This window comes from Luteimonas notoginsengisoli, from assembly GCF_042648885.1.
In the GTDB taxonomy this organism is placed as follows: Bacteria; Pseudomonadota; Gammaproteobacteria; order Xanthomonadales; family Xanthomonadaceae; genus Luteimonas; species Luteimonas notoginsengisoli.
The window spans coordinates 90,237-115,162 of sequence record NZ_JBHRYF010000014.1 but is presented as its reverse complement, the minus strand read 5'-3'; the positions used below and the strand labels follow the sequence as shown (position 1 = coordinate 115,162).

Below are 24,926 nucleotides of genomic sequence, written 5' to 3'. Positions count from 1 at the left end.
ATGTTATAACATATCAATTCTGGACAACCACCCTGCCGCAAGTCACGATGCCCGCCCGATGAACCCACGCCTGCACGCCTTCCTCGACCGCTTCGGCGCCACCGGTTCGTTGGTCTGCGCCGTCCACTGCGCGCTGCTGCCGCTGCTGCTGGCGGCGATTCCCTCGCTCGGGCTGTCGGCCTGGCTGGGGGATGGCTTCGAACTGGCCTTCATCGCGTTCGCGACGTCGGTCGGCATCTTCAGCCTGGTCTACGGCTACCGCCGCCACCGCCGGATCCGCGCGCTGGGCGTCCTGCTGTTCGGCCTGATCCTGTTGTGGAGCGGGTTGCTGTACGGCCCCTGGCACCACGGCTCGGTGGCGCTGCATGCGGCGGTGATGACCCTCGGCGGCACCCTGATCGGCATCGCCCACCTGCTCAACCTGCGGCATGCGCATGACGCGAGCTGCGCGCATTGAACCCAAGCAAGGTATTGGATCAATCCCAGAATCCGCTGCGCGTATTCCCGGAGCCGGCTTGGGACTTCCGCACCCAGCCCCTTCGGGGCGCCCCCTGACAGCATTGAACCCATGCTGCGCATTGGTTCAATCCCAAAATCCGCTTCGCGTATTTCGGGCCCCGCTTGGTACTTCCACACCCCGCCCCTTCGGGGCGCCCCCTGACCCAGGGGGCTTTGCTCCGGGAAGGATCCGGGGGAAGGCCCGAAAGGCGAAGGCGGCAATGTCTGCGTGATAGAATCCCGGCCCTCGCGCGCGCCGCGATCCATCTACGAAGACACGATTTCAGGAGCACGACATGGGCAAGGGCGACCGCAAGACCGCCAAGGGCAAGCGCTACAACTCCAGCTACGGCAACGCCCGTTCGCAGGTGACCAAGAAGGCTGCAGGCGCGGCCTCGGCGCCGGTAGCGAAGAAGACCGCGGCCAAGACCGCGACCCGGGCGCCGGCCAAGAAGGTCGTGGCCAAGAAGACCGTCGCCAAGGAGTAAGCATCGGCCCGCTGCCGGTGTGATGAAAAGCCCCGCCAAAAGCGGGGCTTTTTCATGGGCCGCGTTCGGGCTCTCGGCGCGCGTACGTCCCATGCAGGAGCGGCTTCAGCCGTGAGCTCGCACGCTTCCCCCTACGAGGTTTCGGCGGCAACGCGACCGCCGGTCGCAACCTGCAGGTCTGCTTTGCAGGACGCTGCGGAACCTCGCGGCTGAAGCCGCTCCCACAAGCATCCCGGGATATCAAGGGGCCTTGGGGTCTGCTGCGCCAGCCTCGATCGCCGCCCACGCGCGCAGCAGGTTGCCGCCCAGGATCTTGCGGATGTCCTCGTCCTGGTAGCCGCGCGCCTGCAGGCCGGCGACCAGGTTGGGATAGTCGGCCGTGGTCAGCAGGCCCTGGGGCAGTTCGCCGCCCACGCCGTCGAAGTCGGAGCCAATGCCGACATGGTCGATGCCGACCAGCTTCACCCCGTAGTCGACCTGGTCGAGCACCGCGTCGATCTTGGTCACCGGCGCGGGATGGGCAGCGGCCCACGCCTTGTCGAAGGCTTCCTCGCTTTCCAGCGGCTTGCCAGCGGCTTTGAGCTCCGCATTGCGCTGGTTGAAGTCGTTGATCGCGCGGAAGTGCGCCTGCGTATCGGCCGCGCCCTTCGGATCGACGAATGCGGTGCCGAACGGGACCTGCACCACGCCGCCCTTGGCGGCCACTGCCTTGGCCAGCTCGTCGCTGATGTTGCGTTCGAAGTCGGGCGTGAAATGGCGGAACGCCGAGTGGCTGGCGATCACCGGCACCGTGCTGAGTGCGATCGCCTCGCGCGCGGATTCGTCGGAGATGTGCGAGACGTCGACCATGATGCCGAGCCGGTTCATCTCGGCGACCACCTGCTTGCCGAAGGGGCTCAGGCCGTGCCACTTGCGTTCGATCGCATACGACGAATCGGCGATGCGATTGGCCGCGCTGTGGGCGAGGGTGATGTAACGCACGCCGCGATCGAAGAAGAACTGCAGGTTCGCCAGGTCATCGCCGATCGGCGCGCCGTTCTCCATGCCCAGCGGCAGCAGCACGCGGTCGCCCTTGCGCAGCGCGTCGACGTCCCCGGGCGAGCGCAGCAGCGCGAACTTGTCCGGATGGCGCGCGGCCAGGGCCTCGACCGCGTCGATCATCTCGTTGGCCACCTGCCACGCCGTGCCGTTGTCGTCCTGCTTCGGCGAGGTGTAGATCGACATGAAGGCGACATCCAGGCCGCCGGCGCGCGCCTTCGGATAGTCGAACTCGCGGCCCTTGGCCTCTTCGCCCAGGTCCATCCAGCCGTCCATCAGCATGCCGGGCGCATCGATGTGGGTGTCGACGATGACCGCGTCCTGCGCCAGCGCGCGCGCGGCATCGGTGGCTTGCGCAGATGCGAGCGTGGGGACAAGGGCGAGCAGCAGGACGGGCAGAGTGCGTTGCATGGTGGTCTCCGGCAGCGACAGGAATTTGTAGGAGCGGCTTCAGCCGCGAGCTTTTCCGACATCTGCAGGAGAAACAGAAGCTCGCGGCTGAAGCCGCTCCTACAGGGATGCGATGGCGCTCAAGCGACGCGCCGGCCACCAGCGTACACCGCCGCGGCCAGCGATCCACCCAGCCAGTAGCACAGCTCCGCCGGCTGGCGCACGCGCCAGTGCACGAAATCCGCGCGCATGCCGGCGCGCAGCGCGCCGCGGTCCCCGAGGCCGAGCGCGCGCGCGCCGTTGATCGTCGCAGCGCGTAGCGCTTCTTCCGGGGTGAGGCGAAAATGCGTGCAGGCCAGCTGCATCGCCTGGCGCAGCGACAACAGCGGCGAGGTGCCGGGATTGCAGTCGGTGGCCACCGCCATCGGCACGTGCCGTGCGCGGAACAGGTCCAGTGGTGGCAATCGCGTTTCGCGCAGCACGTGGAACGCGCCCGGCAGCAGCACCGCCACCGTGCCGGCCACGGCCATCGCTTCGACCCCGGCCATCGACGTGTATTCGACATGGTCGGCCGACAGGCCGCCGAACTCCGCCACCAGCGCCGCGCCCTCCCCATCGCTGAGTTGGTCGGCATGCAGCTTCACCGGCAGCGCCAGCGCGCGAGCGGCCTCGAACACCCGCCGCGTCTGCGCCAGGCTGAAGCCGATGCGCTCGCAGAACGCATCCACCGCGTCCACCAGTCCCTCGGCATGCAGCCGTGGAAGCCAGTCGACGACCGCGTCGATGTAGCCGTCGGGATCATCGGAGAACTCCGGCGGCAGCGCGTGCGCACCGAGGAACGTCGCGCGCACCTCGATGCCGAGCATGTCGCCGATCCGGCGCGCAACTCGCAGCATCTTGCGCTCGTTGTCGAAGTCCAGGCCGTAGCCCGACTTGATTTCCAGCGTGGTCACCCCGTCGGCCACCAGCGCGCGTGCGCGCGGTAGCGACTGCGCCAGCAGTTCGTCTTCGCTGGCGGCGCGGGTGTGGCGCACGGTCGACACGATGCCGCCGCCGGCGCGCGCGATCTGCTCGTAGCCGGCGCCCTGCAGGCGCTGCTCGAACTCTCCGGCGCGTTCGCCGGCGAATACCGCGTGGGTGTGGCAGTCGACCAGTCCGGGCGTGATGCAGCCGCCGCCGGCATCGATCGCATCCCCGGCGAGTTCGCCGGGCAGCCCGGCGCGCGGCCCGGCGTAGCGGATGACGCCATCGCGCCAGGCGAGGGCGCCGTCTTCCACCAGGCCGTAGCCGGCGCCGCCGTCGAGCGTGACCAGGGTCGCGCCAGTCACCAGGCCATCTTCCGCTGCGCGTGCCGACTCGTTCATGCCCCGATTGTAGCGGTCGCGTTTCCATGGCGGGCGCGCGAGAATGCGCGCATGTCGACCTCCGCATCCCAGGTTCAGCGCACCCCCGAAGGCTGGCGCGCGCCCGGCATCGCTAACCTGCATTCGCACGCCTTCCAGCGCGCCATGGCCGGCATGGCCGAGCGCCAGACCCATCCGGAGGATTCGTTCTGGACCTGGCGCGAGACGATGTACCGGTTCGCGGCGCGCTTTGATCCCGACATGCTGCACGCGGTCGCCGCGCAGCTCTACGTGGAGATGCTCGAGGCCGGCTACACCAGTGTCTGCGAATTCCACTACCTGCACCACGCGCCCGATGGCCGCCCGTATGCCGACCCGTCGGCGATGTCGCAGGCGTTGGTCGCCGCCGCGCGCGACACCGGTATCCGGCTGACGCTGCTGCCGGTGCTGTACATGACCGGCGGCTTCGACGGCCGCGCCCTGGGCGAACGGCAGCAGCGTTTCGGCCACGACGTCGATGGCTACCTGCGCCTGTTCGAATCGCTGCATGCCGGGCAGGACGACGGCCTGCGCGTCGGCTGTGCGCTGCACAGCCTGCGCGCGGTGCCGGCCGACGCGATGCGCGCCGTGGTCGCCGCATTGCCGGTCGATGCACGCCTGCACGTGCACATCGCCGAACAGCTGGGCGAAGTGCAGGACTGCCTCGCGCTCCGCGGCGCGCGCCCGGTGGAATGGCTGCTGGCCAACGCCGCGGTCGACGCGCGCTGGACGCTGGTGCACGCGACCCACCTGACGCCGGACGAAACCCGCGGCATCGCCGCCAGCGGCGCAACTGTGGCGATCTGCCCGACCACCGAGGCCAACCTCGGCGACGGCCTGTTCCCGATGCGCGCGTACCTGGAGGCCGGCGGCGCCTGGGGCATCGGCTCGGATTCCCACATCTCGGTGTCGCCGGTCGAGGAGCTGCGCTGGCTCGAATACGGCCAGCGCCTGGCCACGCACCATCGCAACATCGCCGTGCGCGCCGGTTCGACCAGCGTCGGCGAAACGCTGCTGCACGACGTCGACGCCAGCCGCGCGCAGGCGACCGGCTTCGATGCCGTCGACGACCACGTGCTGCTCGATGCCGCCGCGCCGAGCCTTGCCGGCGCCACCGACGCGGACGTCGCCGACCGCTGGATCTTCAGCGGCAACCGCAACCTCGTGCGCGAAGTGGTGGTGTGCGGCGAACGCGTCGTCCATGACGGCCATCACCGCGACCGCGATGCGATCGTGCTGCGCTTTCTCAAGGTCATGGAGCGGCTACTGGGAGATTCCTGACCCGACTGGCGGTCGGGCCGTCGCTGCATGCCTGGGGCGCGGAGCTACTCCGGGCGCTCGAACAGCGCGTTCAAGCGCGCGTAGTCCAGCGCGTTGGCGAACGACGGCGCGAAGTCGCCGCCGAGCCAGGCCTTCACGGATGCTTCCGCCGTACCGTAGGCGTTGCGGAACAGCGCCGGACCGGCGCTGATCCGACGCACGCCGGCCTGCATCAGGGCGTCGATCGACGGTAGGCCGGGCATCGCCATGACGTTGATGGCCAGGCCCGGCACGGCGGCCACGATCTTCGCCGCATCGTCCGTCGAAGCCAGCCCCGGCACGAAGCCGCCGTCGGCGCCCGCATCGCGATACGCGGTGAGGCGCTCGACCGTCATCGCGACCGCTTCGTCGCCCTTGGCCAGGCCGCGCAGATACACGTCGGTGCGCGCGTTGACGAACAGCGGCGCGGCGCCCCCGGGTTCGCGGATCGCGCGGATCTTGTCCACGAGCAGCGTGGGCGCGCCGCCACCGTCCTCGAGGTTCACCCCGACCGCGCCGGCGGCCACGATCGAACGCAGCAGGTCCGCTACCGCACGCGGATCGTCGCTGTAGCCGTCCTCGACATTGACGCTGACCGGTACCGAGACCACGCGCAGGATGCCGCGCAGCGATTCGAGCAGCGCCTCGCGCGGCAGCCGGCCGCCGTCGGCATGTCCGAGCGCCCAGGCCACCGCGGCGCTGCTGGTGGCGACGGCGGTCGCGCCGGCCTCCTGCCACAGGCGCGCGCTTGCGGCGTCCCACGCGTTGGGCAGCAGCAGCGGCACATCAGTGTCGTGTAGCGCGACGAACTGGGCGTGTGGGGAAAGCGTCACGGATGACTCCGTATCGATGTCGATTGCCGATGATCCCGTAGGAGCGGCGGGAGCCGCGAGCTTTTCGTACAGGGGCGAGGTTGGCAGGAGCTCGCGGCTTCCGCCGCTCCTACAAGGCTTGTGTAGCGACTTGTCCGAACAGGTCCCCGCCCGGCAGCGCGCTTTCCAGCATCAGCAGGAACTGCTTGGTCGGCAAGCCGCCGCCGAACCCGGTCAGCGAGCCATCGGCGCCGATCACGCGATGGCAGGGCAGCACGATCGGGAGCGGATTGCGCCCGTTGGCCGCGCCTACCGCGCGTACCGCCTGCGGCTTGCCGATGTGCCTGGCGACGTCGCCGTAGCTCCAGGTCTGCCCGTACGGGATCTGCGCGAGCGTCGACCACACCTCGCGCTGGAACGGCGTGCCGACCGGCTGCAGCGGCAGGTCGAACGCGCGCAGCCTGCCGGTGAAATAGGCCTCCAGCTGCGCACCGGTTTCGCGCAGCACCGCGTTGTCGCCGCCCTCGATCGCCACGCTGCGCGGCAGCGGATGGCGCGGCGTGCTGAACCAGATCAGGCGCAAGTGGTCCTCGTCCGCGCCGAGCAGCAGCGGTCCGACGGGACTGGGGATGTGCTTCGAAACCACGTTCACGGAGGCTTCTCCCTCCTGGCAGCGGTGCGCCGCATTGCGCCATCGGATCGCGCAGGTGCGGGGCGCGACGTGTCGGTCGCAACGCGGTCGCGCTGCGACGTGGGCCTTCGTTTCGCGTTGGCGGGAGCCGGCATCGCCATCGCCGCGTGCCACAGCTGCAGCGTCGCGTAGCCACGCCACGGCCGCCAGGCCTCGGCACGCGCGGTCAGTGCCTTCGCGGTCATGCGCGTGCCATCCAGGGGCACGGCCTTCTGCAGCACCAGGTCGTCGGCGGGAAAAGCATCGGGGTGGCCCAGCGCGCGCAGCGCGATGTAGTTCGCCGTCCACGGGCCGATGCCGGGCAGGGCGGTCCAGTGCGCGACGAAATCGTCGAGCGTGCGTTCGACCCGGAAGTCGACGCGCCCGTCGAGGAGTGCACGCGCGATCGTGCGCACCGTGTCGGCGCGCGCGCGCATGATGCCGATGCCGGCCAGGTCCGCGTCGGCCAGCGCTTCGGGCGTGGGGAACAGATGCGTCAGCCCCTGCGCACCATGCTCGTCTGGCAGAGTCGTGCCGAAACGATCCGCGAGGCGCGCAGCCAGCGTGCGTGCGGCGGCCACGCTCACCTGCTGCCCGAGGATCGCGCGGACCGCGATCTCGAATCCGTCCCAGCCGCTGGGCAACCGCAGCCCCGGCCGACTGCGCAGCAGCGGCTTCAGGCGCGGATCGGCCGACAAGGCGGCCGCGATTGCCTGCGGATCGGCGTCGAGGTCGAACATCCGCCGCAGGCGCCCGGTAATGTCCAGCAGCCTGAACGCCAGCGGCGCGTGCAGTTCCAGCTTGAGCGCGTGCTCGCCGCCGGGCCAGCGGCTCACCCGCAGCCAGCCCGGCGTCGGATGCAGCGCGTTGCCCGCGACCACGCGGGAGTAGCCGTGCTCGTCCACGTGTTCCACGCCGGGCAGCGCGCGCCCGCGCAGGAAAGCGAGCATCGCATCGAAATCGTAGGGCGGGCGATAGCCCAGCCGCAGCGTCAGGCTTCCGCCGCGCTGCAGGTCCCGGGCCGCGTTCGGCCGGCGGCGCAGGTCGCGCGGCGCCATCCGGTACGCCTCCCTGAACGTGGCGTTGAACCTGCGCAGGCTGCCGAATCCCGCCGCAAGCGCCACGTCGGTGATCGGCAGCGGCGTTTCGGTCAGCAGCTGCTTGGCGAACAACAGGCGGCGGGTGCCGTGAACGCCGACCGGCGAGGCGCCGAGGCGCTCCACGAACAGCCGCCGCAGCTGTCGCTCGCCCAGGTTCACGCGCTCGGCGAGCACGGCCACCGACTGCTCGCCCAGTGCGCCCTGTTCGATCAGCTTCAGCGCGCGCGACACCGCCGCATCGCCGCGCCGCCAGGCGCCGTCGGAAGGCGACAGCTCCGGCCGGCAGCGCAGGCACGGCCGGAAACCCGCCGCTTCCGCGGCGGCTGCCGTGCAGTAGTAGGCGATGTTGGAAGGCTTCGGCGAGGGCGCGGGACACACCGGCCGGCAATAGATGCGCGTGCTGGTGACGGCGATGAAGAACAGTCCGTCGAAGCGGGCATCGCGACTCAGTCGCGCCTGCTCGCAGACCCGGTGTGGCGGCAGCGCGGTGGATTCGGGCGATGGCATGACGGCAGGCTAACACCGTCGCCGGGCGCGGACTCGCCGGATTCGGACATTGACGTTTCGGTGATTTCCGGCGTGCGCGGAGCACGCGCGCGAATGGCTCCAGAGGCTGTCGCGATGGCGAGAATCGTCGGCGCGCTGCGAAGAGCGCCTCATCCGATGCGGCGCATCAACTTCTCCCGCTGCGCGGGAGAAGGGCTACGTGAGCGCTACTCCGGCTCGGCGCACCACATTCTCCTGCCGCGCGGGAGACGGACTGAAGTCTGCCTCCGCGTCACTCAGTCCTGCGTATCGCGCAGCGCCGGCAGCAGCGGTGCGATATCACCGTCGTTCGGCGCCGGTGCGATGCCCAGCAGTCGCGCCAGCAGCGGATACACGTCCACGTTGTCGAACGCCGGGATTTCCACGCCCTGCCGGAACGCCGGGCCGCGCGCCACGAACAGCGCGCGCATCGACGGCAGAGCGGGGTCGTATCCGTGCGAACCGCGGTGCTGGTACTTCGGCCGCGTGGCGATCACCTGGCGCGGCAGGGTGTCCCAGCCCTCGTGCATCTGGCAGACGATCGGCGGGATGCGCGGATGGGTGCCGTAGTGCCAGCGTGCCGGCAACTCGCCCTTGCGCCAGCAGTCGTAGTGCGCGTGCGCGCCGAGCAGCTTCTTCGCAACCTGCCCCTCGTGCCCGAAATTAGGCGCGATGGTGATCACCTGGCCGATCGAGACCACGGTGGCTTCCTCCATCGTCACCATGTCCTCCACCGCCGCCGCCTGGCCTGGCGGCACCGCCGCCATGCCGTGGTCGGAGACCACGACCAGGTTGGTGCGGTCGAGCATGCCGCGCGCGCCCAGCCCGTCGCGCAGGCGGCCGATGGCGGCATCCACCGTGGCCAGGGCGACGCGCGTCTGCGGCGAGTCGGGGCCGTGTGCGTGCGAGGCGCCGTCGACCTTGTCGAAGTAGAGCGTCGCCACGCTCGGCCGCTGCCCGGGCGGCAGGTCGAGCCACGCCAGCACCTGGTCGACGCGGGCATTCGCATCGACTGCCTCGTCGAAGGCCTTCCAGTGCGACGGCCGCACGCCATCGATCGCCGCCTCGCTGCCCGGCCAGAACATCGTGGCGCTGCGCAGCCCGGCCTTCTCGGCGCCCACCCAGATCGGTTCGCCGCCCCACCAGCGGCTGTCGCCCACCGCCATGCGGTTGGACAGCTTGAAACCGCCCAGCGCCGGATCGCGCATCGTGTTGTGGACGATGCCCTGGTGGTCCGGTCGCAGCCCGGTGACGATGGTGTAGTGGTTGGGGAACGTAAGCGACGGATACGACGGCGTCATCCACGCGGCGCGCACGCCCTCCGCCGCCAGGCGCGCCAGGTTGGGCGTCGTGGTGGTGTCGAGATAGTCCGCGCGGAAGGCGTCGATCGAAACCAGCACCAGCGTCGCGGGGGCGACGTGCGTCCTCGACGTGGGCCCGGTGGCGGGAGTTGGCGCGGTGACGCAGGCGGCCAGCGCGCATGGCAGCAGGACGGAAGCGAGGAGCTGGGCGAGGCGCCTGGAGAGGCGTGTTCGGAAGTTTGGCATCGCAACAGGATAACGGCCCTCGATGACAACCATCATCCGGGCAAACCAAGCACACACCGCACGCGCGCGAGCGCTGCACAATCGCACAAATCCAGCGGGGAATGGAACGATCGCCATGCACGCACCCAACACGCTCAGCCTGCTTGTCGCGCTCGCCTGCCTGGCGCCCGTGTCGACCATTGCCGCCGACACGCCTGCACCGGCCGCGCCCATCGCGACGCTCACGGCCAGCGAGTGCGAAGTCTGGAACCGCGAATTGGCGTTCGCGCACTCGGTGGCGACCCACGACGCCGCTGCGTTCGCCGAACTGGTCCATCCCGGCGCCGCGTTCGAATCCGGCCAGCCGCAGCCCCTGCGCGGCCGCGCGGCGATCGTCGACGCCTGGAGCGGACTGATCGCCGGCAAGGGCATGCGACTGTCGTGGTACCCCAGCCGCGTGACCATCGGCGGCGCCGCCGACGTCGCCTGGTCGAGCGGCCCGGTCCTGTTCGAATGGCCCGACCGCCCGCCGGAGAAGCGCTACGCCACCGGCACCTACCATTCGGTCTGGACCCGCGACGCCGACGGCCGCTGGCGCGTGTTGTTCGACGAGGGCGCGGGCCGTGCGCCGGCGACGGTGGAAGACGCGGATCGGTTCCGCGCCCAGCGCCCGCAGGTGTGTCCCGGGGCCGACGCGCGACCCGGATGACGCGAGCCTAAACCGCGGCACCTCCGGCCAGCGCCGGTTGCAACCGGCGCGCGTATGGTTGGATCCACGGGGCTCGCACGCATCGGCCCCCGCCCGTCCGACCCCACGGAGGTATGCCATGAAACGTCTGCTCGTCCTGCTCGTCGCCGGCGGATTCGCGTCGCTCGCGTTCGCCCAGTCGGCACCCGTCGAACCCACCCTGGAACCCGGCGCCGCCGCCATCGGCACCGACGCCAGCGACGCCAAGGTGAACGACCGCAACTGCCTGCGCCAGACCGGCTCGCTGGTCACCACCAGCGCCAACAGGAAAGCCCGCCGCGCGGGCAAGCCGGAGACCTGCGCCAACGCCTTCGGCCGCTCCTACGACCGCGAAGACATCGAGCGCACCGGCGCCAACGACGTGGCCCAGGCGCTGCGGATGCTCGACCCGTCCATCCATTGACAGGCCAGCCCGCAGTACCCGCGAAAACGCCCGGCATGTCCGGGCGTTTTCTTGTGGCGTTGCGGGAACGGACCGCCAGCCGGCTCAGCACTTGTCCGACTCCCCAACCGCGTAGCGCAGCCCGCGCAGCAGGTGCCGGCGGAACGTCTCGTCGGCATACAGTTGTTCGCGATGCCCGAGCCCGGTGTACCAGGCCCGGCCCTCGCCCGGGGCGTGGCACCACGCGACCGGATGGTCCGCGCCCATCGTGCCGCCGTCGTACGCACCCTCGTCGAGCGTCGCCACCACGCGCACGCGGGTCCGCGGATTGCGGCGGTAGTTGTACAGCTCGTCGGTGACTCGCCACTCGATTCCCGGGAAAGCGGGAACCACTGACTTCGACTCCCAAGCCGTCGTGGGCATCGGCTGCTTGCGGGGGCATTCCACCCCGGCTCTCGCGCCGCCACGCCCCCACGAGCATCAGCGCTCGAACACCGCCCTGGCAGCCGGGTAGTCCACCGTGATCCGAAACCCGCGGAACGTCTCGCCGCCCAGCGCCCCGTCCACCGGCTGGTCCATCCACTGCGCCATGAACTCGTGGAACGTCTTGTCCGGCCGCTCCGAGAACCATGCAGGGCCCGTGCGATAGCCGCCGACCTCGACCGCCGGCACCTGGATCATCGCCATCCCGCCGTCGCCCTTGTCGATGTACGGCCAGTCCGGATGGCGCTCGCGCCAGCGTTGCATCACCTCGCGCGTGATGAAGTTGCCCGCGCGCTGGCGCGCCGACGCATCGCCCAGCCTCGCCGCCGCCGCTTCGTCGATGCGGAACGTCGCCCCGGTGTCGAACAGGAACTGCAGGTCCTCGCCATCGATGCGCGCCGGGATGCGCGGAAAGTGCGTGGCGTGCCCGCCGTCGGCGCCGATCTGGAACCCCAGTTCCACCACGTGCGCCGCCTCAACCTCGGGCAGCGCACCGTCGGGCAGCAGGCGCAGCGTGCCGGCGCGGTAATCCCACTCCCAGGTGCGGTCGCCGAACCACGCCGTGCCCAGCATGCCGTCGTGCATCCAATCCGGCCCCGGCATGATCGCCAGCTGCACGTCTTCCGCCTTGGGCGGCGGGATCCACGGACCCGCATAAGTCGGCCACGTCGTGGTGCCCAAGACGGGCTCGTGCTCCGAGCCCAGGTTGTTCTCCCCGTCGTACGCCAGCCCGAGCTTGTCCGCCCCGCGGGTCGTCAGGTTCATGCCGCCACCCGAATCGGTGAACAGCCGCAGCATCTGCCCGCCGGGCGCCTGCGCGTCGACGAAGAAGCGGTGGTGTTCCATCGTCGCCGGCAGCGTGTAGGGCAGCTGCGGCGTGGCGGCGGGCTCGGCGGCGAGCAGGGGGGAGGCGGCCAGCAGCGCCAGCCAGGCAAGTGATCGCTTCATCGGTAAACCAATGCGTGGAAGACACCAAGCCTGCCGCCGCGCCGCCATCGCGGCCAGTGACCCTGGTCACCGTGCCGATCGTCGGGAGTGCCCGCGCCGCAACCCCTCTGCCGCTGCGCGGGAGAGGGGCTCCAATCCCGATGCGATAATCCCCGCCAACGCGCACTTTCAGGTCTCGACCATGTCCGATCGCAAGCCGTCCCGCCTCGACGCCGCCCGCAGCATCCGCGCCCCGCGCGGCAGCGAACTCAGCTGCAAGTCCTGGCTCACCGAGGCCCCGTTCCGGATGATCCAGAACAACCTCGACGCCGAAGTCGCCGAGAACCCGGCCGAACTGGTGGTCTACGGCGGCATTGGCCGCGCCGCCCGCGACTGGGACTGCTACGACGCGATCCTGAAATCGTTGAAGGACCTCAACGAAGACGAAACCCTGCTCGTGCAATCCGGCAAACCCGTCGGCATCTTCCCGACGCACCCGGATGCACCGCGCGTCCTCATCGCCAACTCCAACCTCGTCCCCCACTGGGCCACCTGGGAACACTTCAACGAGCTCGATAAAAAGGGCCTGATGATGTACGGCCAGATGACCGCCGGCAGCTGGATCTACATCGGCAGCCAGGGCATCGTGCAGGGCACCTACGAAACCTTCGTCGAGATGGGCCGCCAGCATTACGACGGCAACCTGAAAGGCAAGTGGATCCTCACCGCCGGCCTGGGCGGCATGGGCGGCGCGCAGCCGCTGGCCGCGAGCCTGGCCGGCGCCTGCAGCCTCAACATCGAATGCCAGCAGTCGCGCATCGACATGCGGCTGCGCACCCGCTACGTCGACGAACAGGCCACCGACCTCGACGATGCGCTTTCCCGCATCGACAGGTACACGCAAGCCGGCGAGGCCAAATCGATCGCTCTGCTAGGCAACGCCGCCGAACTCCTGCCGCAGCTGGTCGAGCGCGGCGTGCGCCCCAATGCCGTCACCGACCAGACCAGCGCCCACGATCCCGTGCACGGCTACCTGCCGATCGGCTGGACCGTCGAGCAGTGGCTCACCGAACAAAAGCAGCATCCCGAGAAAGTCCGCGACGCCGCCAAACAGTCCATGCGCGTGCACGTCGAGGCGATGCTCGCGTTCGAAAAGCAGGGCATCCCGACCTTCGACTACGGCAACAACATCCGCCAGATGGCGTTCGACGAAGGCTGCAAGAACGCCTTCGACTTCCCCGGCTTCGTCCCCGCCTACGTGCGCCCGCTGTTCTGCCGCGGCGTCGGTCCGTTCCGCTGGGTCGCGCTGAGCGGCGATCCCGAGGACATCTACAAGACCGACGCCAAGGTCAAGGAACTGATCCCCGACGACCAGCACCTGCACAACTGGCTCGACATGGCGCGCGAGCGCATCGAGTTCCAGGGCCTGCCCGCGCGCATCTGCTGGGTCGGCCTCGGCCAGCGCCACAAGCTCGGCCTCGCGTTCAACGAGATGGTCCGCAACGGCGAACTCAAGGCGCCGGTCGTCATCGGCCGCGACCACCTCGACAGCGGCAGCGTCGCCTCACCCAACCGCGAAACCGAAGCGATGATGGACGGCAGCGATGCAGTGAGCGACTGGCCGCTGCTCAACGCCATGCTCAACGTCGCCGGCGGCGCCACCTGGGTCAGCCTGCACCACGGCGGCGGGGTGGGGATGGGCTATTCGCAGCACAGCGGCATCGTGATCGTCTGCGACGGCACCGAAGCGGCCGACAAGCGGATCGCGCGGGTGTTGTGGAACGACCCCGGGACCGGCGTGATGCGGCATGCGGATGCGGGGTATGAGATTGCGAAGGCTTGTGCGAAGGAGCAGGGGTTGAAGTTGCCAATGGGGTGAGGCCAACGACAGTACACTTTCACGGTGGACACCGGGGTTCGAATCCCCGTGGGGACGCCATCTCACCAGATCGGTCAACTGCTTACGGTAGATTGACCGATCTACCCACCTAACGACCCGCCTACGGTCGTTGGATGGAACGAGACAAACAATGCCGTCCGAAAGGGCGGCTTTTTTGCTTGTAGGATCGGCGGATGAGCGCAGAGTCCAAGGTCGGGGAAATCACGAAAGGCGGCCAGCCTGTTTGGTCATACGATCTGCGCGGCATGTCCATGTTCTGGATTCCGAAGGCCGAGGAGCTAGACCGCATGGTCCGGCTCGGGTTTGTCGCGTGGACGGAAGACTGCGAGCGAATCCGCGAAACGGTGAGGACCGACGGCGCCGTGCCCTACGACCACCCGCCAAGCACATTGACCGTCTGCTTTTTCTTGGCGGCGCTCGCCGTCGAGAACTTGCTGAAAGGCTGTCTTGTCGTGGAGAAGCCCGAGACCATCAAAGATGGAAGATTCCGAGGGGATGCAATCGGTTCGCATGACCTCCTCGTTATCGCGCGCGAAGCCGGCGTCTCGCTGACCAACGACGAGGAGGACTTTTGCCGGATCGGGACCGAAGCGATCATGTCCTTTGGGCGGTATCACATGTCAAAGAAGGCCCAGCACGACACGGCGCAGCTCACGATCAAGCAGAGCGCGTTCCCGATCTATGAGGCGCTGTTCAACAAGCTCCATAGACGGCTCAAAGAGACGCCGTGGAAACGCGCAGATGGCTCGGGGCCGGACTATGTCGCCCCCCCTATGAGCCGCGGACCTAGATCGCCCGCTGCATGTCGAGCCCGCGCCTCACGCCCGAACAGCTAGAACTCGCCCGCAAGCTGCTGGACGAAATCCGCGAACGCCTCGCGGCCTTGAGCGGCGGGGATCGGGACCTCGTGTTTGCCTATCGCCGCAAGGTCTACAAAGAGTTGATGCACGACGAGCGCAAGCCGATGGTCCGGCGCCGCTTGAAGCTGCTCAAGATGAAGGAGCAGCAAGGAACTAAAGGTGAACTAAAGGGGACGGAGGGAATTATGTCGCTTGATCGGAGAGGGCCAATGATTGAACTTCCCAGAGCAGGGGTCAGAGTGCGCTTTTGAGCCCATGACAATGGGTTCAAGCCGAAGTTCCATCGCTACGCTGCCAATGGCGCAAGAAGAGGTGCCATGTCGCCAGCTACGCGCTGCAGTTCGGCCCAACTTGGCATGTGGTGCCCCAGGAGGATCAGCGAATGACCACCGAGAACAAACGTCACGAGCTTGGTGAAGCCGCCCTCTCCGCGATTACTTGCGGCACCGGCGCTGCAGTCGTGGAGAGCCTCAAGGACATCGTCCCCGATCTGGCGGAATGGATCATCTCGTTCTCGTATGGCGACGTCATGGCGCGTCCCGGCCGGGACAAGCGGTCACGCCAGTTCGCTACCGTGGCGGCCTTGACCGCCATGGGTACGGCCATTCCGCAGCTCAAGGTGCATGTCCATGGCGCGCTCAACGTAGGATGCGAACCCGCCGAGATCGTCGAGGTCATGCTTCAGATGGCCGTGTTCGCCGGGTTTCCTGCGGCCATCAACGGGCTCAATGTGGCGCGCGAGGTGTTCCGGGAACGCGGCCTAAAGGGGACGGAGGGAATTAGTTTGAGAGCTAAAGGGGACGAAGGGATTAATTCGAGCAGTATTCCCGGTTAATTCCTTCCGTCCCCTTTAGATCACCTGGCGGGCGCAGCAATCAATCGGAGGGATGATGGCAGTCGAGTGGGTGCAGTCCGTCGACGCGGTCGACTGGGACGAGCTGTCGGAGCTTTACAGGATCGCCCCGCTCGGGACCAAGAGCGCGGACTGGCTGCGGACCGCCTACGCCAACAGCATGTTCAAGTGCATCGCGTTCGACTGCGCGAAGGTCGTCGCCGCCGGGCGCGCGGTGGCGGACGGCGTCGATTGCTCCTACCTGTGCGACATCGTGGTCCATCCCGCCTACCAGGGCCGCGGCCTCGGCAAGCGGCTCGTGCAGGAGTTGATCGGGCTTTCCGCGGGCCACCGGAAGATCCTGCTGTATGCGGTGCCGGGCCGGGAGCCGTTCTACGAAACGTTCGGCTTCCGGCGCATGAAAACCGCCATGGCCATCTTTTCCGATCCGCGCCGGGCGGCCGAGGACGGGTATACGGACGATGCCGGCGCAGAGGCCGACGTCTGATCGAGCAGCCGTGATCATCCAGGGTGCGGGTTCACTTGGTTTTCGAGGCGCGGGGAGCACCGTGCGCTCGACCGATGTAAGCCCAGCCAATTATGTAGCTGGCCGCCAGCCATGTGGCCAGGCGGCCCCGCAGTGGGTCAGGGCGTCAACACCACCTTGCGGCAGCCTTCCTGTTTGTCGTTGAAGATCCTGTAGCCCTCGGCCGCGTCGGCGAGCTTCATGCGATGGGAGATGATGATCTCGGGCGAAAGCCGGCCCTCGCCGATCCGCTCCAGGAGTTCGGCATGATCTTCTGGACGTGCGTCTGGCCCATCTTGAAGGTGAGGCCCTTGTCGAAGGCGTCCCCGAACAGGAACGCGTGCAGGAACCCGGCATACACCCCGGACACGCTGACCACACCACAGCTCTTCGTGTGCCTGCCGCGCCCGTGGATTGCTACACGCCAGGCACGGCGCACAATGCAATCCTCGGAATCAAACTGGATGAGTCATGGACACTGAAACTCTGATCAGCGCCGCCTTGCGTGAAGCCGGGTATGGGCCTGACGCGATCGGCTCGGCGTTGCCGAGGATCATGCGCATCCTCGATGCGGAAGACGTGCGCATCGCGGTGGGCCGCAGCTTGTCTCGCAAAGAGCGCGAGTACGTTCGCCTGCAGCTTGAACTCGGGCTCAGCGTATCGGAGGTTGTTGCCGGGTTGAACGCTTGAGTAGAGCCGCGTCCTCAATGGGTCAGCATGCAGTTTCAGGAAGCTGACTTCGCCTCCAGGTTGACCTGCGGCTCAATGGGTTGATTTACCTGATCGTAGTGGTCCACCGGCGAGGTCGGTAGCCGATTTTTTCGGCCAGGGGATGTGTTCGCACCGTGCCTGCGCCTCGAGCGTCTTGATCGCGAGCTGTTTGCAGACGTTGGAGAGAGCCGCAATCGCTTCACGCAGGGCTGCAGTATCGATCGTGCGATGCGTGGTACCGCTGCGCGCCCGGGATTGACGTCGTGGCGCGTGCGTGCCCCAATGCGGGAGCCGGACGGGATCCGGCTTTGGTCGGCCAGGTTTTGGGGAGCCCGCGCCATTGACCGTTGATCGCCGGGGAGATATCGCATGATCGGGATTCGCATCGTCTGTCTGCGCAGCCTGTGCTGTGCATCGCTGTTCGCGCTGGCATTGCCGGCCGTCGCACAAGAGGCCGGCAGCGCCGGGCAGGAACAGGACACAGCCGCGGCCAGGACCCTGGACGCGGTCACCGTGACCGGCACCCGCATCAAGCGCACCGAGGTTGCCGCCGCGCTGCCGATCCGGGTGGTGCAGAAGGAAGAGATCGAAGCGCAGGGCATCACCTCCGCCGAGCAGCTGCTGCAGTTCCTCAACGTCGCCAGCAACAGCGCCGACAGCCTGGCCGCCAACAGCGGCATCGCGCCGCCCGACACCCGCGGCAACAACGGGGTATCCGGGGCCAACCTGCGCGGGCAGGGCTCCGATGCGACGCTCGTGCTGCTCAATGGACGCCGTGTCGCCACCCACGGCCTTGCAGGGCAGGTGGTGGACCTGAACTCGATCCCGTTTGCGGCGATCGATCGCGTCGAGGTGCTGCGCGACGGTGCGTCGGCCGTCTACGGCACCGACGCCATCGGCGGCGTGATCAACTTCATCACCCGCACCGAGTTCAAGGGTCTGTCGGCGACCGCCGGTGCCGATGTCACCCAGGACGGTGGCGGCGACATCTACCGGGCCAGTGTGCTCGGCGGCTTCGGCGATCTCGACAGCGATCGCTGGAACGTCTGGGGCGCGCTGAGCTTCAAGGAGAACCGGATCCTGCGCGGCATCGATCGCGACTTCGCCAACAGCTTCCAGCCCGAGCGCGGCCTGTCGCCGGACACGCGCGGCACGCCGTTCGCGAATGTGTTCAACCAGACTGGCGGCCTGATCGTCGGCAGCCTGGTCGATCCCGACGACGGCGGGCTTCGCAGCGCGGTCAACCTGCTCGACTTGCCGGGCGGGCCCGGTTGCGAGGCCGGCGGCGACCTGATGGGCGCGTACGACGACGGGATCTGGAGTTCCCCCGGTTCGAAGTACGCGTGCGCCTGGGACTACGGCCGCGCGCGCGTGATCCAGCAGCCGGTCGAATCGACCCAGGTCATCGGCCGCGCCACGTTCAAGATCGCCGACCAGCACCAGGCCTACCTCGAATTCATGGGGTCGCGCGTCACGTCCAAGCGCCAGTTCGAGGCGCAGCAGCTGTCGTCGTCGACGTCGGTCGGGCCGGCATTCCTCGATCCGACCACCTGGTATCCGCTCAACGACCGGACCCAGGCCACCTACGACATGGTGTACGACGGGCTGGCCGCGTACTTCGGCGAGGACAACCTTGCGTACGGCAACCCCATTGCCTACCGCTGGCGCTGCATTGCTTGCGGGCCGCGCGAGATCGAGACCACGACCAAGGCCACCCGCCTGCTGCTCGGCTTCGAGGGCGCGATTGGCAGCTGGGACTACGGCGCCGGCGTGTCGCGCGCGGTGAGCAGGGCGGAGTCGGTGCTCGGCAATGGCTACTACTACACGCCGCAGCTGAAGGAGATCCTCGGCAGCGGCCTGCTCAATCCGTTCCTGCTGCCGGGGCAGGAGCAGAGCGCGGAAGCCATGGCCGCGTTGCAGGCGGCATCGGCGCGCGGGGCGCAGCTGTACGGCGGCGAGAGCACCAGCACGATCTTCGACGCGAGCTTCTCGGGCGGCCTGGGGTTCGCGCTGCCTGGCGGCGAAGTGCAGGCGGCGGTCGGCGTGGACCTGCGCCGCGAGGAGTACGAGTTCACCGGCCCGGAGGAAGCTGCGCTCGGCAACGCCTGGGTGTTCGGTGCGCCGGGCGACTCGCAGAACTACCTGCCGAAAGTAAGCCGTGACGTCAGGGCGGCGTTCGTCGAACTCTACCTGCCGATCGTCGATTCACTCGAGCTGACCCTCGCGGGGCGCCACGACCGCTACGACGGCTTCGGCGGCACCACCAACCCGAAGTACTCGTTCAAGTACCAGCCCGTCGACTGGCTCGCCTTCCGCGGCGCGTACAGCACGGGGTTCAAGGTGCCGTCGTTCGCCCAGCTGTTCCGCGCCCAGGCCGAAACCCAGTACACCAACCTCGACCTTGCCGATCCGGCCCTCTGCCCGGGTGGCATCTACAACCCGCAGGTCGCCGGCTGCGACGTGCAGATCCAGCCCGACATCCTGATCGGCGGCAACCCCGCGCTCGAGCCGGAAGAGTCGAAGCAGAAGAGCTTCGGCATCGTCATCGCGCCGACGGAGAACTTCAACTTCGCCATCGACTGGTGGGAGATCGAACGGCTCAACACCATCCGCAGCGGGTTCGACCTCGACGACATGCGGGCCGATTACGACCGCTACGCGGCCAACTTCCTCCGCAACGCCAATGGCTCGATCGTGCAGATCGACCAGCGCTTCATCAACACCGGCGGCAGCCTGACGCGCGGCATCGAGCTCGATGCCAACCTCACCGGCGAGCTGTGGGGTGGCGACTTCCACCTCAACCTCAACGGCAGCTACCTGGACACGTCGCGCAAGAAGGATTTCAGCAGCGATCCCTACGGCGACAACAGGGTGGGCAAGTACGAGCCCTACCTCAACCTGCCGCTGAAGTGGAAGCACACGCTGAGCTTCGGCTGGAGCAAGGGCGCGTTCACCCACACGCTGACCCAGGTCTATCGCGACGGCTACGAGGACTACCTGCCGCCCGGCCTGCGCAATGGCACGTACGTCCCACCGGATTACGATGCGGACGTGGATGCGTACGTCACCTACAACTACAGCGTGGGCTGGGACGTCTCGGACGCGCTGAAGGCGACCTTCGGCATCCGCAACCTGCTCGACACCGATCCGCCGTTCACCTTGCGCTACCTCGACCACGGCGACGGCGCCGCGTGGGAATCGCGCGTCGCCGATCCGCGCGGGCGTTCGTTCACCCTGCAGCTCGAGTTCAACTACTGGTGACGGCCGGCGCGGCGTCGGTCGGTCATGACTGGACCAGGAAAAGGCGGATCACGTTCGCTCGTCGAACGCTCACCAGTTGACCCATCCCACTGACCGGAGATCGCCATGGCCAAGTACCTGATCTCCTTCCCCAGCGCGGCAATGGTCGTCCCCGACGGCGAACTGGAGGCGGTCGGACGCGATGCTCACGCGGTGATCGAAGCCGCCAAGGCGGCTGGCGTGCATGTCTTCGCCGGCGGCATCGACGACAGCGTGCCACCTGCGCTCGTGTCGGAAGACGGTGGGGTTGCCCAAGGCGGCTACCCCTGGGCACCTGCGCTGGAGGGCGGCTTCACCGTGCTCGAACTGCCGTCGCGCGAGGAGGCCATTGTCTGGGCCGCGCGCATCGCGAAAGCCTGCCGCTGCGCGCAGGAGCTGCGTGTCTTCGGGGTCGACCCGCATTCCTGAGGCCGAGGAGCCGGGAATGCGCCTGAAGCTGCTCATTCTTGGCGTACTCGAGCGTGTCTGGCCCGTTGGCATTCCCAGCAACATCCAGCGTCTACCAGCGCACCGGCAGTTTGCGCTGGTGCGTGGCAGGGCACACGCTTGCAATCTGTTCGGACTGGCCGCGCTCGTGCTGCTCAATCTTTACGACCCGACCGTCCGCTAAGGGGCTGCCTGGCAAGTCGTGCATCCGGTGTAGCCCATGTCGAAAGCAGTTAGTGCAAAAAAGCCGTCCGTGATCGCGGGCGCCCTGTTCCTGGCCGGCGGGCTTGCCTTCGCAGCCGCAGGTGTCCTTGGCGGGCAGGTGGCCTTCTACGGCGTCGCGGCGGCATTCGCTGGCGTGGGTTGCGCCTTCATCGCCAAGGCCGGGAAAGCTCGCTGAGTTGTCCGGTTCAGAGGCACAGGACCGATGCGATCGGAGAGGCGACCGAGCCAGCACGATCGCACCGTTCCTGCCAGGCCGGACGCAGCATCCTCGGCAACAATGCCATGCGATCCGTGCGCCCGGACGACGGGCAACTTCGAATGACTGATCTGTAGAAGCGGGTCTGGCGGGTTTCACCGGATAGCAGGACAACTCGCCGTGCGCGTCGACCGGTCAGGCGTCCCGGACGGGTTGCTCGAGGTCATGGTCGCCATCCAGCTCCGCCGCGAATCTGTGCATCAGCCGCACCAGGTCGGCGACATCCTGCTGGTCCCAGCTGGCGAAGATCGCCCGGCCGATGCGTTCGCGCGCGGCATCGACCGCGTCGGTCATCGCCTTCCCCTGCGGCGTGACCACCGCACGGCGCACGCGGCGATCGTGCTCGCCCGCCTGGCGACCGACCAGCCCCAGGCTTTCGAGCCTGGCGACCTGCCGGCTGACCGTCGTGTGGTCGCGCCCTGCGCGATCGGCCAGCTCGACCACGCCGATGGGCCCCCAGCGCTCGATGCCGACGAGCAGCGGGAACAACGCCCGATCGAGGGAAATGCCCGCCTGCCGCACCAGCGCCTCGTCGCGCTGGGGCCGGTTCATGGCGCTGGCGATCGCCAGCAGGGCGTCGTGCAGGGTCCGCAGCTGGCGGGACATATGTGCATCTTGCACATTGTTCTTGGTCGGCATAGCATCGCTCCTGATATGTGCATATTACACATAAGGAGCTGCCATGACACTGCAATCCTCAACCGATGTCCTCATCTGCGGCGCCGGAGCAGCCGGCCTCACGCTGGCGATCGAGCTCGCCAGGCGAGGCCTCGCCTTCCGCCTCATCGACAAGAACCCAGGCCCTTTCGCAGGCTCGCGCGGCAAGGGAATCCAGCCACGTACCCAGGAGATTTTCGAGGACCTGGGGATCCTGGACCGACTCGTCGCGATCGGCGGCCTGTATCCGCCGCCGCGCAAGTACCGCGCTGATGGCACGTGGACCGATCTGCCATTGGACGGGCAGTTCGAATCGACGCCATCCGAACCGTATCGCCTGGCGCTGCTGGTTCCGCAGTTCCTCACCGAGGGCGTGATGCGTGACCGACTGGCCGAGCTCGGTGGTCAGGTCGCTTTCGGTGTGACGCTGGTGGACTTCGGGCAGGACGAGCAGGGCGTCCAGGCGCGCCTGTCCACGCCCGCCGGCGAAGAGGTCGTGCGCGCCCGCTACCTCATCGGCGCCGATGGCGGGCGCAGCTTCGTGCGCCGGTCATTGGGCATCGGGTTTCCCGGCAACACCCTGGGCATGCGCGCGGTGGTGGCCGACGTCACGCTCGAGGGCCTCGCACCGGACGCGTGGCACCAGTTCGGCGAAGGCGGCATGGACGCGTTCGTGTCGCTGTGTCCGCTGCGGGGGACCGATCTGTTCCAGCTGCAGGCGCCGGTTCCGCAGGAAGGCGAACCCGACCTTTCCGCCGCCGGCTTGACCCGACTGGTGGCGCAGCGCACGGGCCGGGACGACATCGTGGTGGATTCGGTGTCGTGGGCCTCGGCCTACGACATGAACGCGCGGCTGGCGGACCGGTACCGCATCGAGCGCGTGCTCCTGGTCGGCGACGCGGCGCATGTCCATCCGCCAACGGGCGGGCAGGGGCTCAACACCAGCGTGCAGGACGCTTACAACCTCGGCTGGAAACTGGCGGCCGTGCTGGGCGGCGGGCCCGAATCCCTGCTGGACACCTACGAGGAGGAGCGTCGGCCGATCGCGGCCGACGTGCTCGGCCTGTCCACGAAATTGCTGGACCAGGCGCAGCGTGGCGAGATGCGACGCGGTCGGGAGGTGGACCAGCTTGGCATCGGTTATGCCGGTTCGACACTCGCACCGGAGAACCCGCAGCGCAACGGCCGGCTGCGCGCGGGGGATCGCGCGCCGGATGCGCCGATACGCGGTGCAGCCGGGCAGCCGACACGGCTGTTCGAACTGTTCAAGGGCGCCCATTGGACGCTGCTTTGCAGTGCGACGACGGGAGAACCCGTTGCACCGCGTCCCGGCCTGCGCAGCTACTGCTTCGGGACGCGCGGCGGGTTTCTCGATGACGCCCACCACTTCGGCGACGCGTACGCATTGGCGGCCGGTGAGCGGGTGCTGGTGCGGCCGGATGGCTACATCGGCGCGATCCTGCCTCCTGGCGGGGCTGGGCCCGTGGACGAATATCTTCGTCGCGTCGGCGTTTGCAGATGACGCGCGCGCGCCGCGGACGTTGCATGCGCTGTGACGGGCTGGTCCTGTCGCTTCGGTCCGTCCATATCGCCGATATCTGCGCTGCGATCTGAGAGATGGCAAGGTGACCCCAGTGGGAATGAAGCGCATGCGTGCGACCGGTTCGAACTCTCGACTGCAGCCCTTGGCCCGGCCCATCCGCGATGGTGCTCTATCCTGCCGCTCGAGGCGCCCGGTGCCACTGGGCCGGCGCCGTTTTACTCGATCCATCTGGAACCCGCATGGAATCCCTGTCGCGACACTTCGTCATCGGCCTGTTCGCCATCCTCGTGTCCGCGTGCACCGCGGCCGCGCATGCAGCCTCGCCGTACCGCGTGGTCGGCTACGCCACTGACTGGACCACGCAGCAGGCAGCCGCACTGGAGAATATCGACGCACTGATCTTCGCGTTTGCCAAGGTCGAAGGGAACGACGTGGCGCTGCCGGGCGACGCGCCCGAGCGGCTGGCGAAGCTGGTGGCGCTCAAACGTGCGAAGCCGGCGTTACAGGTGGTCATCGCGGTTGGTGGATGGGGCGCCGGCGGATTCTCGGAGGCAGCGGCCACCGCGCAAGGACGCGAAGCGTTTGCGCGCAGCGCCGCGCAACTGGTGAAGGCGCACGGCGCCGACGGCATCGACGTGGACTGGGAATACCCGGGCCGCAGCGATGCGGGCATCGCAGCCAGTGCGGCAGATCGCGCCAACTTCACCGCGCTGCTGAAGGCGCTGCGCGCCGCGCTGGACGCGTCGGCGGGCGAGGAGCGGCATTACACGCTGAGCATCGCCGCCGCCGAAGGGTCGTTCGCCGAAGGCATCGACATCGCGGCGGTCGAGCCGTACCTCGACTGGTTCAACCTGATGACCTACGACTTCGTCAATTCGACCACGCCCACCACCGGCCATCACGCGGGCGTGTATCCCTCGTCCCTGGCGCCGTCGGGCGCGCGCAGCGTCGACGGCGCGGTGCGCGAATACCTGGCCGCAGGCGTGCCGTCGCGCAAGCTGCTGATCGGCGCGGCGTTCTACGGCCGCGAATTCGGCGAAGTGACGCCTTCGCACGACGGCCTGTACCAGCGCTACGAGCGTTACGTCACCGAGCATTCGTGGCCGGAGATCAAGCGTGACTACCTTGGCCGCAACGGCTTCGTGCAACACCACGACGCAAAGGCGCAGGCCTCCTGGTCATGGAATGCCAGGACGCGCAGCTTCGTCACGTACGACGATCCGGCCTCCATTGCCGCCAAGGCCGCCTACGTCAAGGCGCACGGCTTGGGCGGGATCATGTACTGGGAGCAGCGCCACGATCCCGAGGGCGAACTGGTGGAGGCGGTCCGGAGCGGTTTGCGCTGAGGGCAGGCGACGGGGATCGAGCACCGGATCGCGCGCCGCTTCCAAAAAAGGGATTCCGATTTCCGGCTGGTGTTCT

General features: G+C 68.1%; 26 protein-coding genes and 1 pseudogene. 17 read left to right on the top strand and 10 right to left on the bottom strand.

Features of this window, described 5'->3' with window-relative positions:
• Positions 1-58 precede the first annotated feature (58 nt).
• Positions 59-457, top strand: a complete 399-nt coding sequence (locus tag ACFOM9_RS14945; RefSeq protein ID WP_386712626.1) for a MerC domain-containing protein — start codon at positions 59-61, stop codon at positions 455-457.
• A 337-nt stretch (positions 458-794) separates the two neighbouring features.
• Positions 795-986 (top strand): 30S ribosomal protein THX, encoded by a 192-nt coding sequence (locus ACFOM9_RS14940; RefSeq protein WP_386712623.1) that lies wholly within the window; start codon positions 795-797, stop codon positions 984-986.
• 240 nt (positions 987-1,226) lie between these two features.
• Here the strand turns inward: ACFOM9_RS14940 and ACFOM9_RS14935 are convergent, their stop codons facing one another.
• Positions 1,227-2,435, bottom strand: a complete 1,209-nt coding sequence (locus ACFOM9_RS14935) for a dipeptidase (RefSeq protein WP_386712620.1) — start codon at positions 2,433-2,435, stop codon at positions 1,227-1,229.
• 119 nt (positions 2,436-2,554) lie between these two features.
• On the bottom strand, positions 2,555-3,778 hold the full coding sequence (gene hutI, locus ACFOM9_RS14930; RefSeq protein WP_386712618.1) for an imidazolonepropionase: 1,224 nt from the start codon (positions 3,776-3,778) through the stop codon (positions 2,555-2,557).
• Between the two features lie 51 nt (positions 3,779-3,829).
• Between hutI and ACFOM9_RS14925 the strand changes: the two genes are divergently transcribed.
• On the top strand, positions 3,830-5,077 hold the full coding sequence (locus ACFOM9_RS14925; RefSeq protein WP_386712616.1) for a formimidoylglutamate deiminase: 1,248 nt from the start codon (positions 3,830-3,832) through the stop codon (positions 5,075-5,077).
• 44 nt (positions 5,078-5,121) lie between these two features.
• Here ACFOM9_RS14925 and ACFOM9_RS14920 read toward each other — a convergent pair whose 3' ends face one another.
• The 4 genes from ACFOM9_RS14920 to ACFOM9_RS14905 form a co-directional block, all read right to left on the bottom strand.
• A complete protein-coding gene (locus ACFOM9_RS14920) occupies positions 5,122-5,928 on the bottom strand; it encodes an isocitrate lyase/PEP mutase family protein (RefSeq protein WP_386712613.1) in 807 nt (268 codons plus the stop codon).
• Positions 5,929-6,037: 109 nt separating this feature from the next.
• The gene (locus ACFOM9_RS14915) at positions 6,038-6,559 is read right to left on the bottom strand and encodes a methylated-DNA--[protein]-cysteine S-methyltransferase (RefSeq protein ID WP_386712610.1); all 522 of its coding nucleotides are present in this window, start codon (positions 6,557-6,559) and stop codon (positions 6,038-6,040) included.
• Positions 6,556-8,184 (bottom strand): DNA-3-methyladenine glycosylase 2 family protein, encoded by a 1,629-nt coding sequence (locus ACFOM9_RS14910; protein WP_386712606.1) that lies wholly within the window; start codon positions 8,182-8,184, stop codon positions 6,556-6,558. Before ACFOM9_RS14910 ends, ACFOM9_RS14915 begins: the two co-directional genes overlap by 4 nt.
• Before the next feature lie 275 nt (positions 8,185-8,459).
• Positions 8,460-9,749, bottom strand: a complete 1,290-nt coding sequence (locus ACFOM9_RS14905; protein WP_386712603.1) for an alkaline phosphatase family protein — start codon at positions 9,747-9,749, stop codon at positions 8,460-8,462.
• A 115-nt stretch (positions 9,750-9,864) separates the two neighbouring features.
• Here ACFOM9_RS14905 and ACFOM9_RS14900 point away from each other — a divergent pair, with 115 nt between their 5' ends.
• Both ACFOM9_RS14900 and ACFOM9_RS14895 read left to right on the top strand, forming a co-directional pair.
• Positions 9,865-10,437: a YybH family protein gene (locus ACFOM9_RS14900; protein ID WP_386712600.1), complete on the top strand. Its 573-nt coding sequence runs from the start codon at positions 9,865-9,867 to the stop codon at positions 10,435-10,437.
• A gap of 118 nt (positions 10,438-10,555) precedes the next feature.
• Entirely contained in the window at positions 10,556-10,879 is a 324-nt protein-coding gene (locus tag ACFOM9_RS14895) for a hypothetical protein (protein WP_386712597.1), read from the top strand.
• 84 nt (positions 10,880-10,963) lie between these two features.
• Here the strand turns inward: ACFOM9_RS14895 and ACFOM9_RS14890 are convergent, their stop codons facing one another.
• Positions 10,964-11,281 (bottom strand): ThuA domain-containing protein, encoded by a 318-nt coding sequence (locus tag ACFOM9_RS14890; RefSeq protein WP_386712594.1) that lies wholly within the window; start codon positions 11,279-11,281, stop codon positions 10,964-10,966.
• A 57-nt stretch (positions 11,282-11,338) separates the two neighbouring features.
• A complete protein-coding gene (locus ACFOM9_RS14885) occupies positions 11,339-12,289 on the bottom strand; it encodes a hypothetical protein (protein WP_386712591.1) in 951 nt (316 codons plus the stop codon).
• Positions 12,290-12,470: 181 nt separating this feature from the next.
• Here ACFOM9_RS14885 and hutU point away from each other — a divergent pair, with 181 nt between their 5' ends.
• The 5 genes from hutU (at position 12,471) to ACFOM9_RS14860 (ending at position 16,368) form a co-directional block, all read left to right on the top strand.
• Entirely contained in the window at positions 12,471-14,147 is a 1,677-nt protein-coding gene (gene hutU / locus ACFOM9_RS14880) for a urocanate hydratase (RefSeq protein ID WP_386712588.1), read from the top strand.
• Between the two features lie 194 nt (positions 14,148-14,341).
• On the top strand, positions 14,342-15,004 hold the full coding sequence (locus ACFOM9_RS14875) for a hypothetical protein (protein ID WP_386712585.1): 663 nt from the start codon (positions 14,342-14,344) through the stop codon (positions 15,002-15,004).
• Entirely contained in the window at positions 14,971-15,279 is a 309-nt protein-coding gene (locus tag ACFOM9_RS14870) for a hypothetical protein (protein ID WP_386712582.1), read from the top strand. The genes ACFOM9_RS14875 and ACFOM9_RS14870 overlap by 34 nt, the downstream gene beginning before the upstream one ends.
• Before the next feature lie 131 nt (positions 15,280-15,410).
• Positions 15,411-15,863: a carboxymuconolactone decarboxylase family protein gene (locus ACFOM9_RS14865; protein ID WP_386712579.1), complete on the top strand. Its 453-nt coding sequence runs from the start codon at positions 15,411-15,413 to the stop codon at positions 15,861-15,863.
• A 70-nt stretch (positions 15,864-15,933) separates the two neighbouring features.
• On the top strand, positions 15,934-16,368 hold the full coding sequence (locus ACFOM9_RS14860; RefSeq protein ID WP_386712576.1) for a GNAT family N-acetyltransferase: 435 nt from the start codon (positions 15,934-15,936) through the stop codon (positions 16,366-16,368).
• 137 nt (positions 16,369-16,505) lie between these two features.
• Here the strand turns inward: ACFOM9_RS14860 and ACFOM9_RS14855 are convergent.
• Positions 16,506-16,780 (bottom strand): annotated as a pseudogene (locus ACFOM9_RS14855) (hypothetical protein); the annotation flags it as partial.
• 77 nt (positions 16,781-16,857) lie between these two features.
• On the opposite strand from ACFOM9_RS14855, the gene ACFOM9_RS14850 reads away from it, so the two are divergent.
• The 5 genes from ACFOM9_RS14850 (at position 16,858) to ACFOM9_RS14830 (ending at position 21,223) form a co-directional block, all read left to right on the top strand.
• Positions 16,858-17,076 (top strand): polyprenyl synthetase, encoded by a 219-nt coding sequence (locus tag ACFOM9_RS14850; protein WP_386712573.1) that lies wholly within the window; start codon positions 16,858-16,860, stop codon positions 17,074-17,076.
• Positions 17,077-17,466: 390 nt separating this feature from the next.
• Complete coding sequence (locus ACFOM9_RS14845) at positions 17,467-20,358, top strand: TonB-dependent receptor domain-containing protein (RefSeq protein WP_386712571.1); 2,892 nt, start codon at positions 17,467-17,469, stop codon at positions 20,356-20,358.
• A gap of 105 nt (positions 20,359-20,463) precedes the next feature.
• Complete coding sequence (locus tag ACFOM9_RS14840) at positions 20,464-20,805, top strand: YciI family protein (RefSeq protein ID WP_386712568.1); 342 nt, start codon at positions 20,464-20,466, stop codon at positions 20,803-20,805.
• Between the two features lie 16 nt (positions 20,806-20,821).
• Complete coding sequence (locus tag ACFOM9_RS14835; RefSeq protein ID WP_386712565.1) at positions 20,822-21,007, top strand: hypothetical protein; 186 nt, start codon at positions 20,822-20,824, stop codon at positions 21,005-21,007.
• Positions 21,008-21,076: 69 nt separating this feature from the next.
• Positions 21,077-21,223 carry a hypothetical protein gene (locus ACFOM9_RS14830; RefSeq protein ID WP_386712562.1) on the top strand — a complete coding sequence of 49 codons (147 nt, stop codon included), beginning with the start codon at positions 21,077-21,079 and terminating at the stop codon, positions 21,221-21,223.
• Between the two features lie 216 nt (positions 21,224-21,439).
• Here ACFOM9_RS14830 and ACFOM9_RS14825 read toward each other — a convergent pair whose 3' ends face one another.
• Positions 21,440-21,910: a MarR family winged helix-turn-helix transcriptional regulator gene (locus ACFOM9_RS14825; RefSeq protein ID WP_386712559.1), complete on the bottom strand. Its 471-nt coding sequence runs from the start codon at positions 21,908-21,910 to the stop codon at positions 21,440-21,442.
• Between the two features lie 76 nt (positions 21,911-21,986).
• Here ACFOM9_RS14825 and ACFOM9_RS14820 point away from each other — a divergent pair, with 76 nt between their 5' ends.
• Both ACFOM9_RS14820 and ACFOM9_RS14815 read left to right on the top strand, forming a co-directional pair.
• Complete coding sequence (locus ACFOM9_RS14820; protein ID WP_386712556.1) at positions 21,987-23,483, top strand: FAD-dependent oxidoreductase; 1,497 nt, start codon at positions 21,987-21,989, stop codon at positions 23,481-23,483.
• A 260-nt stretch (positions 23,484-23,743) separates the two neighbouring features.
• On the top strand, positions 23,744-24,850 hold the full coding sequence (locus ACFOM9_RS14815) for a glycoside hydrolase family 18 protein (protein ID WP_386712553.1): 1,107 nt from the start codon (positions 23,744-23,746) through the stop codon (positions 24,848-24,850).
• Positions 24,851-24,926 lie beyond the last annotated feature (76 nt).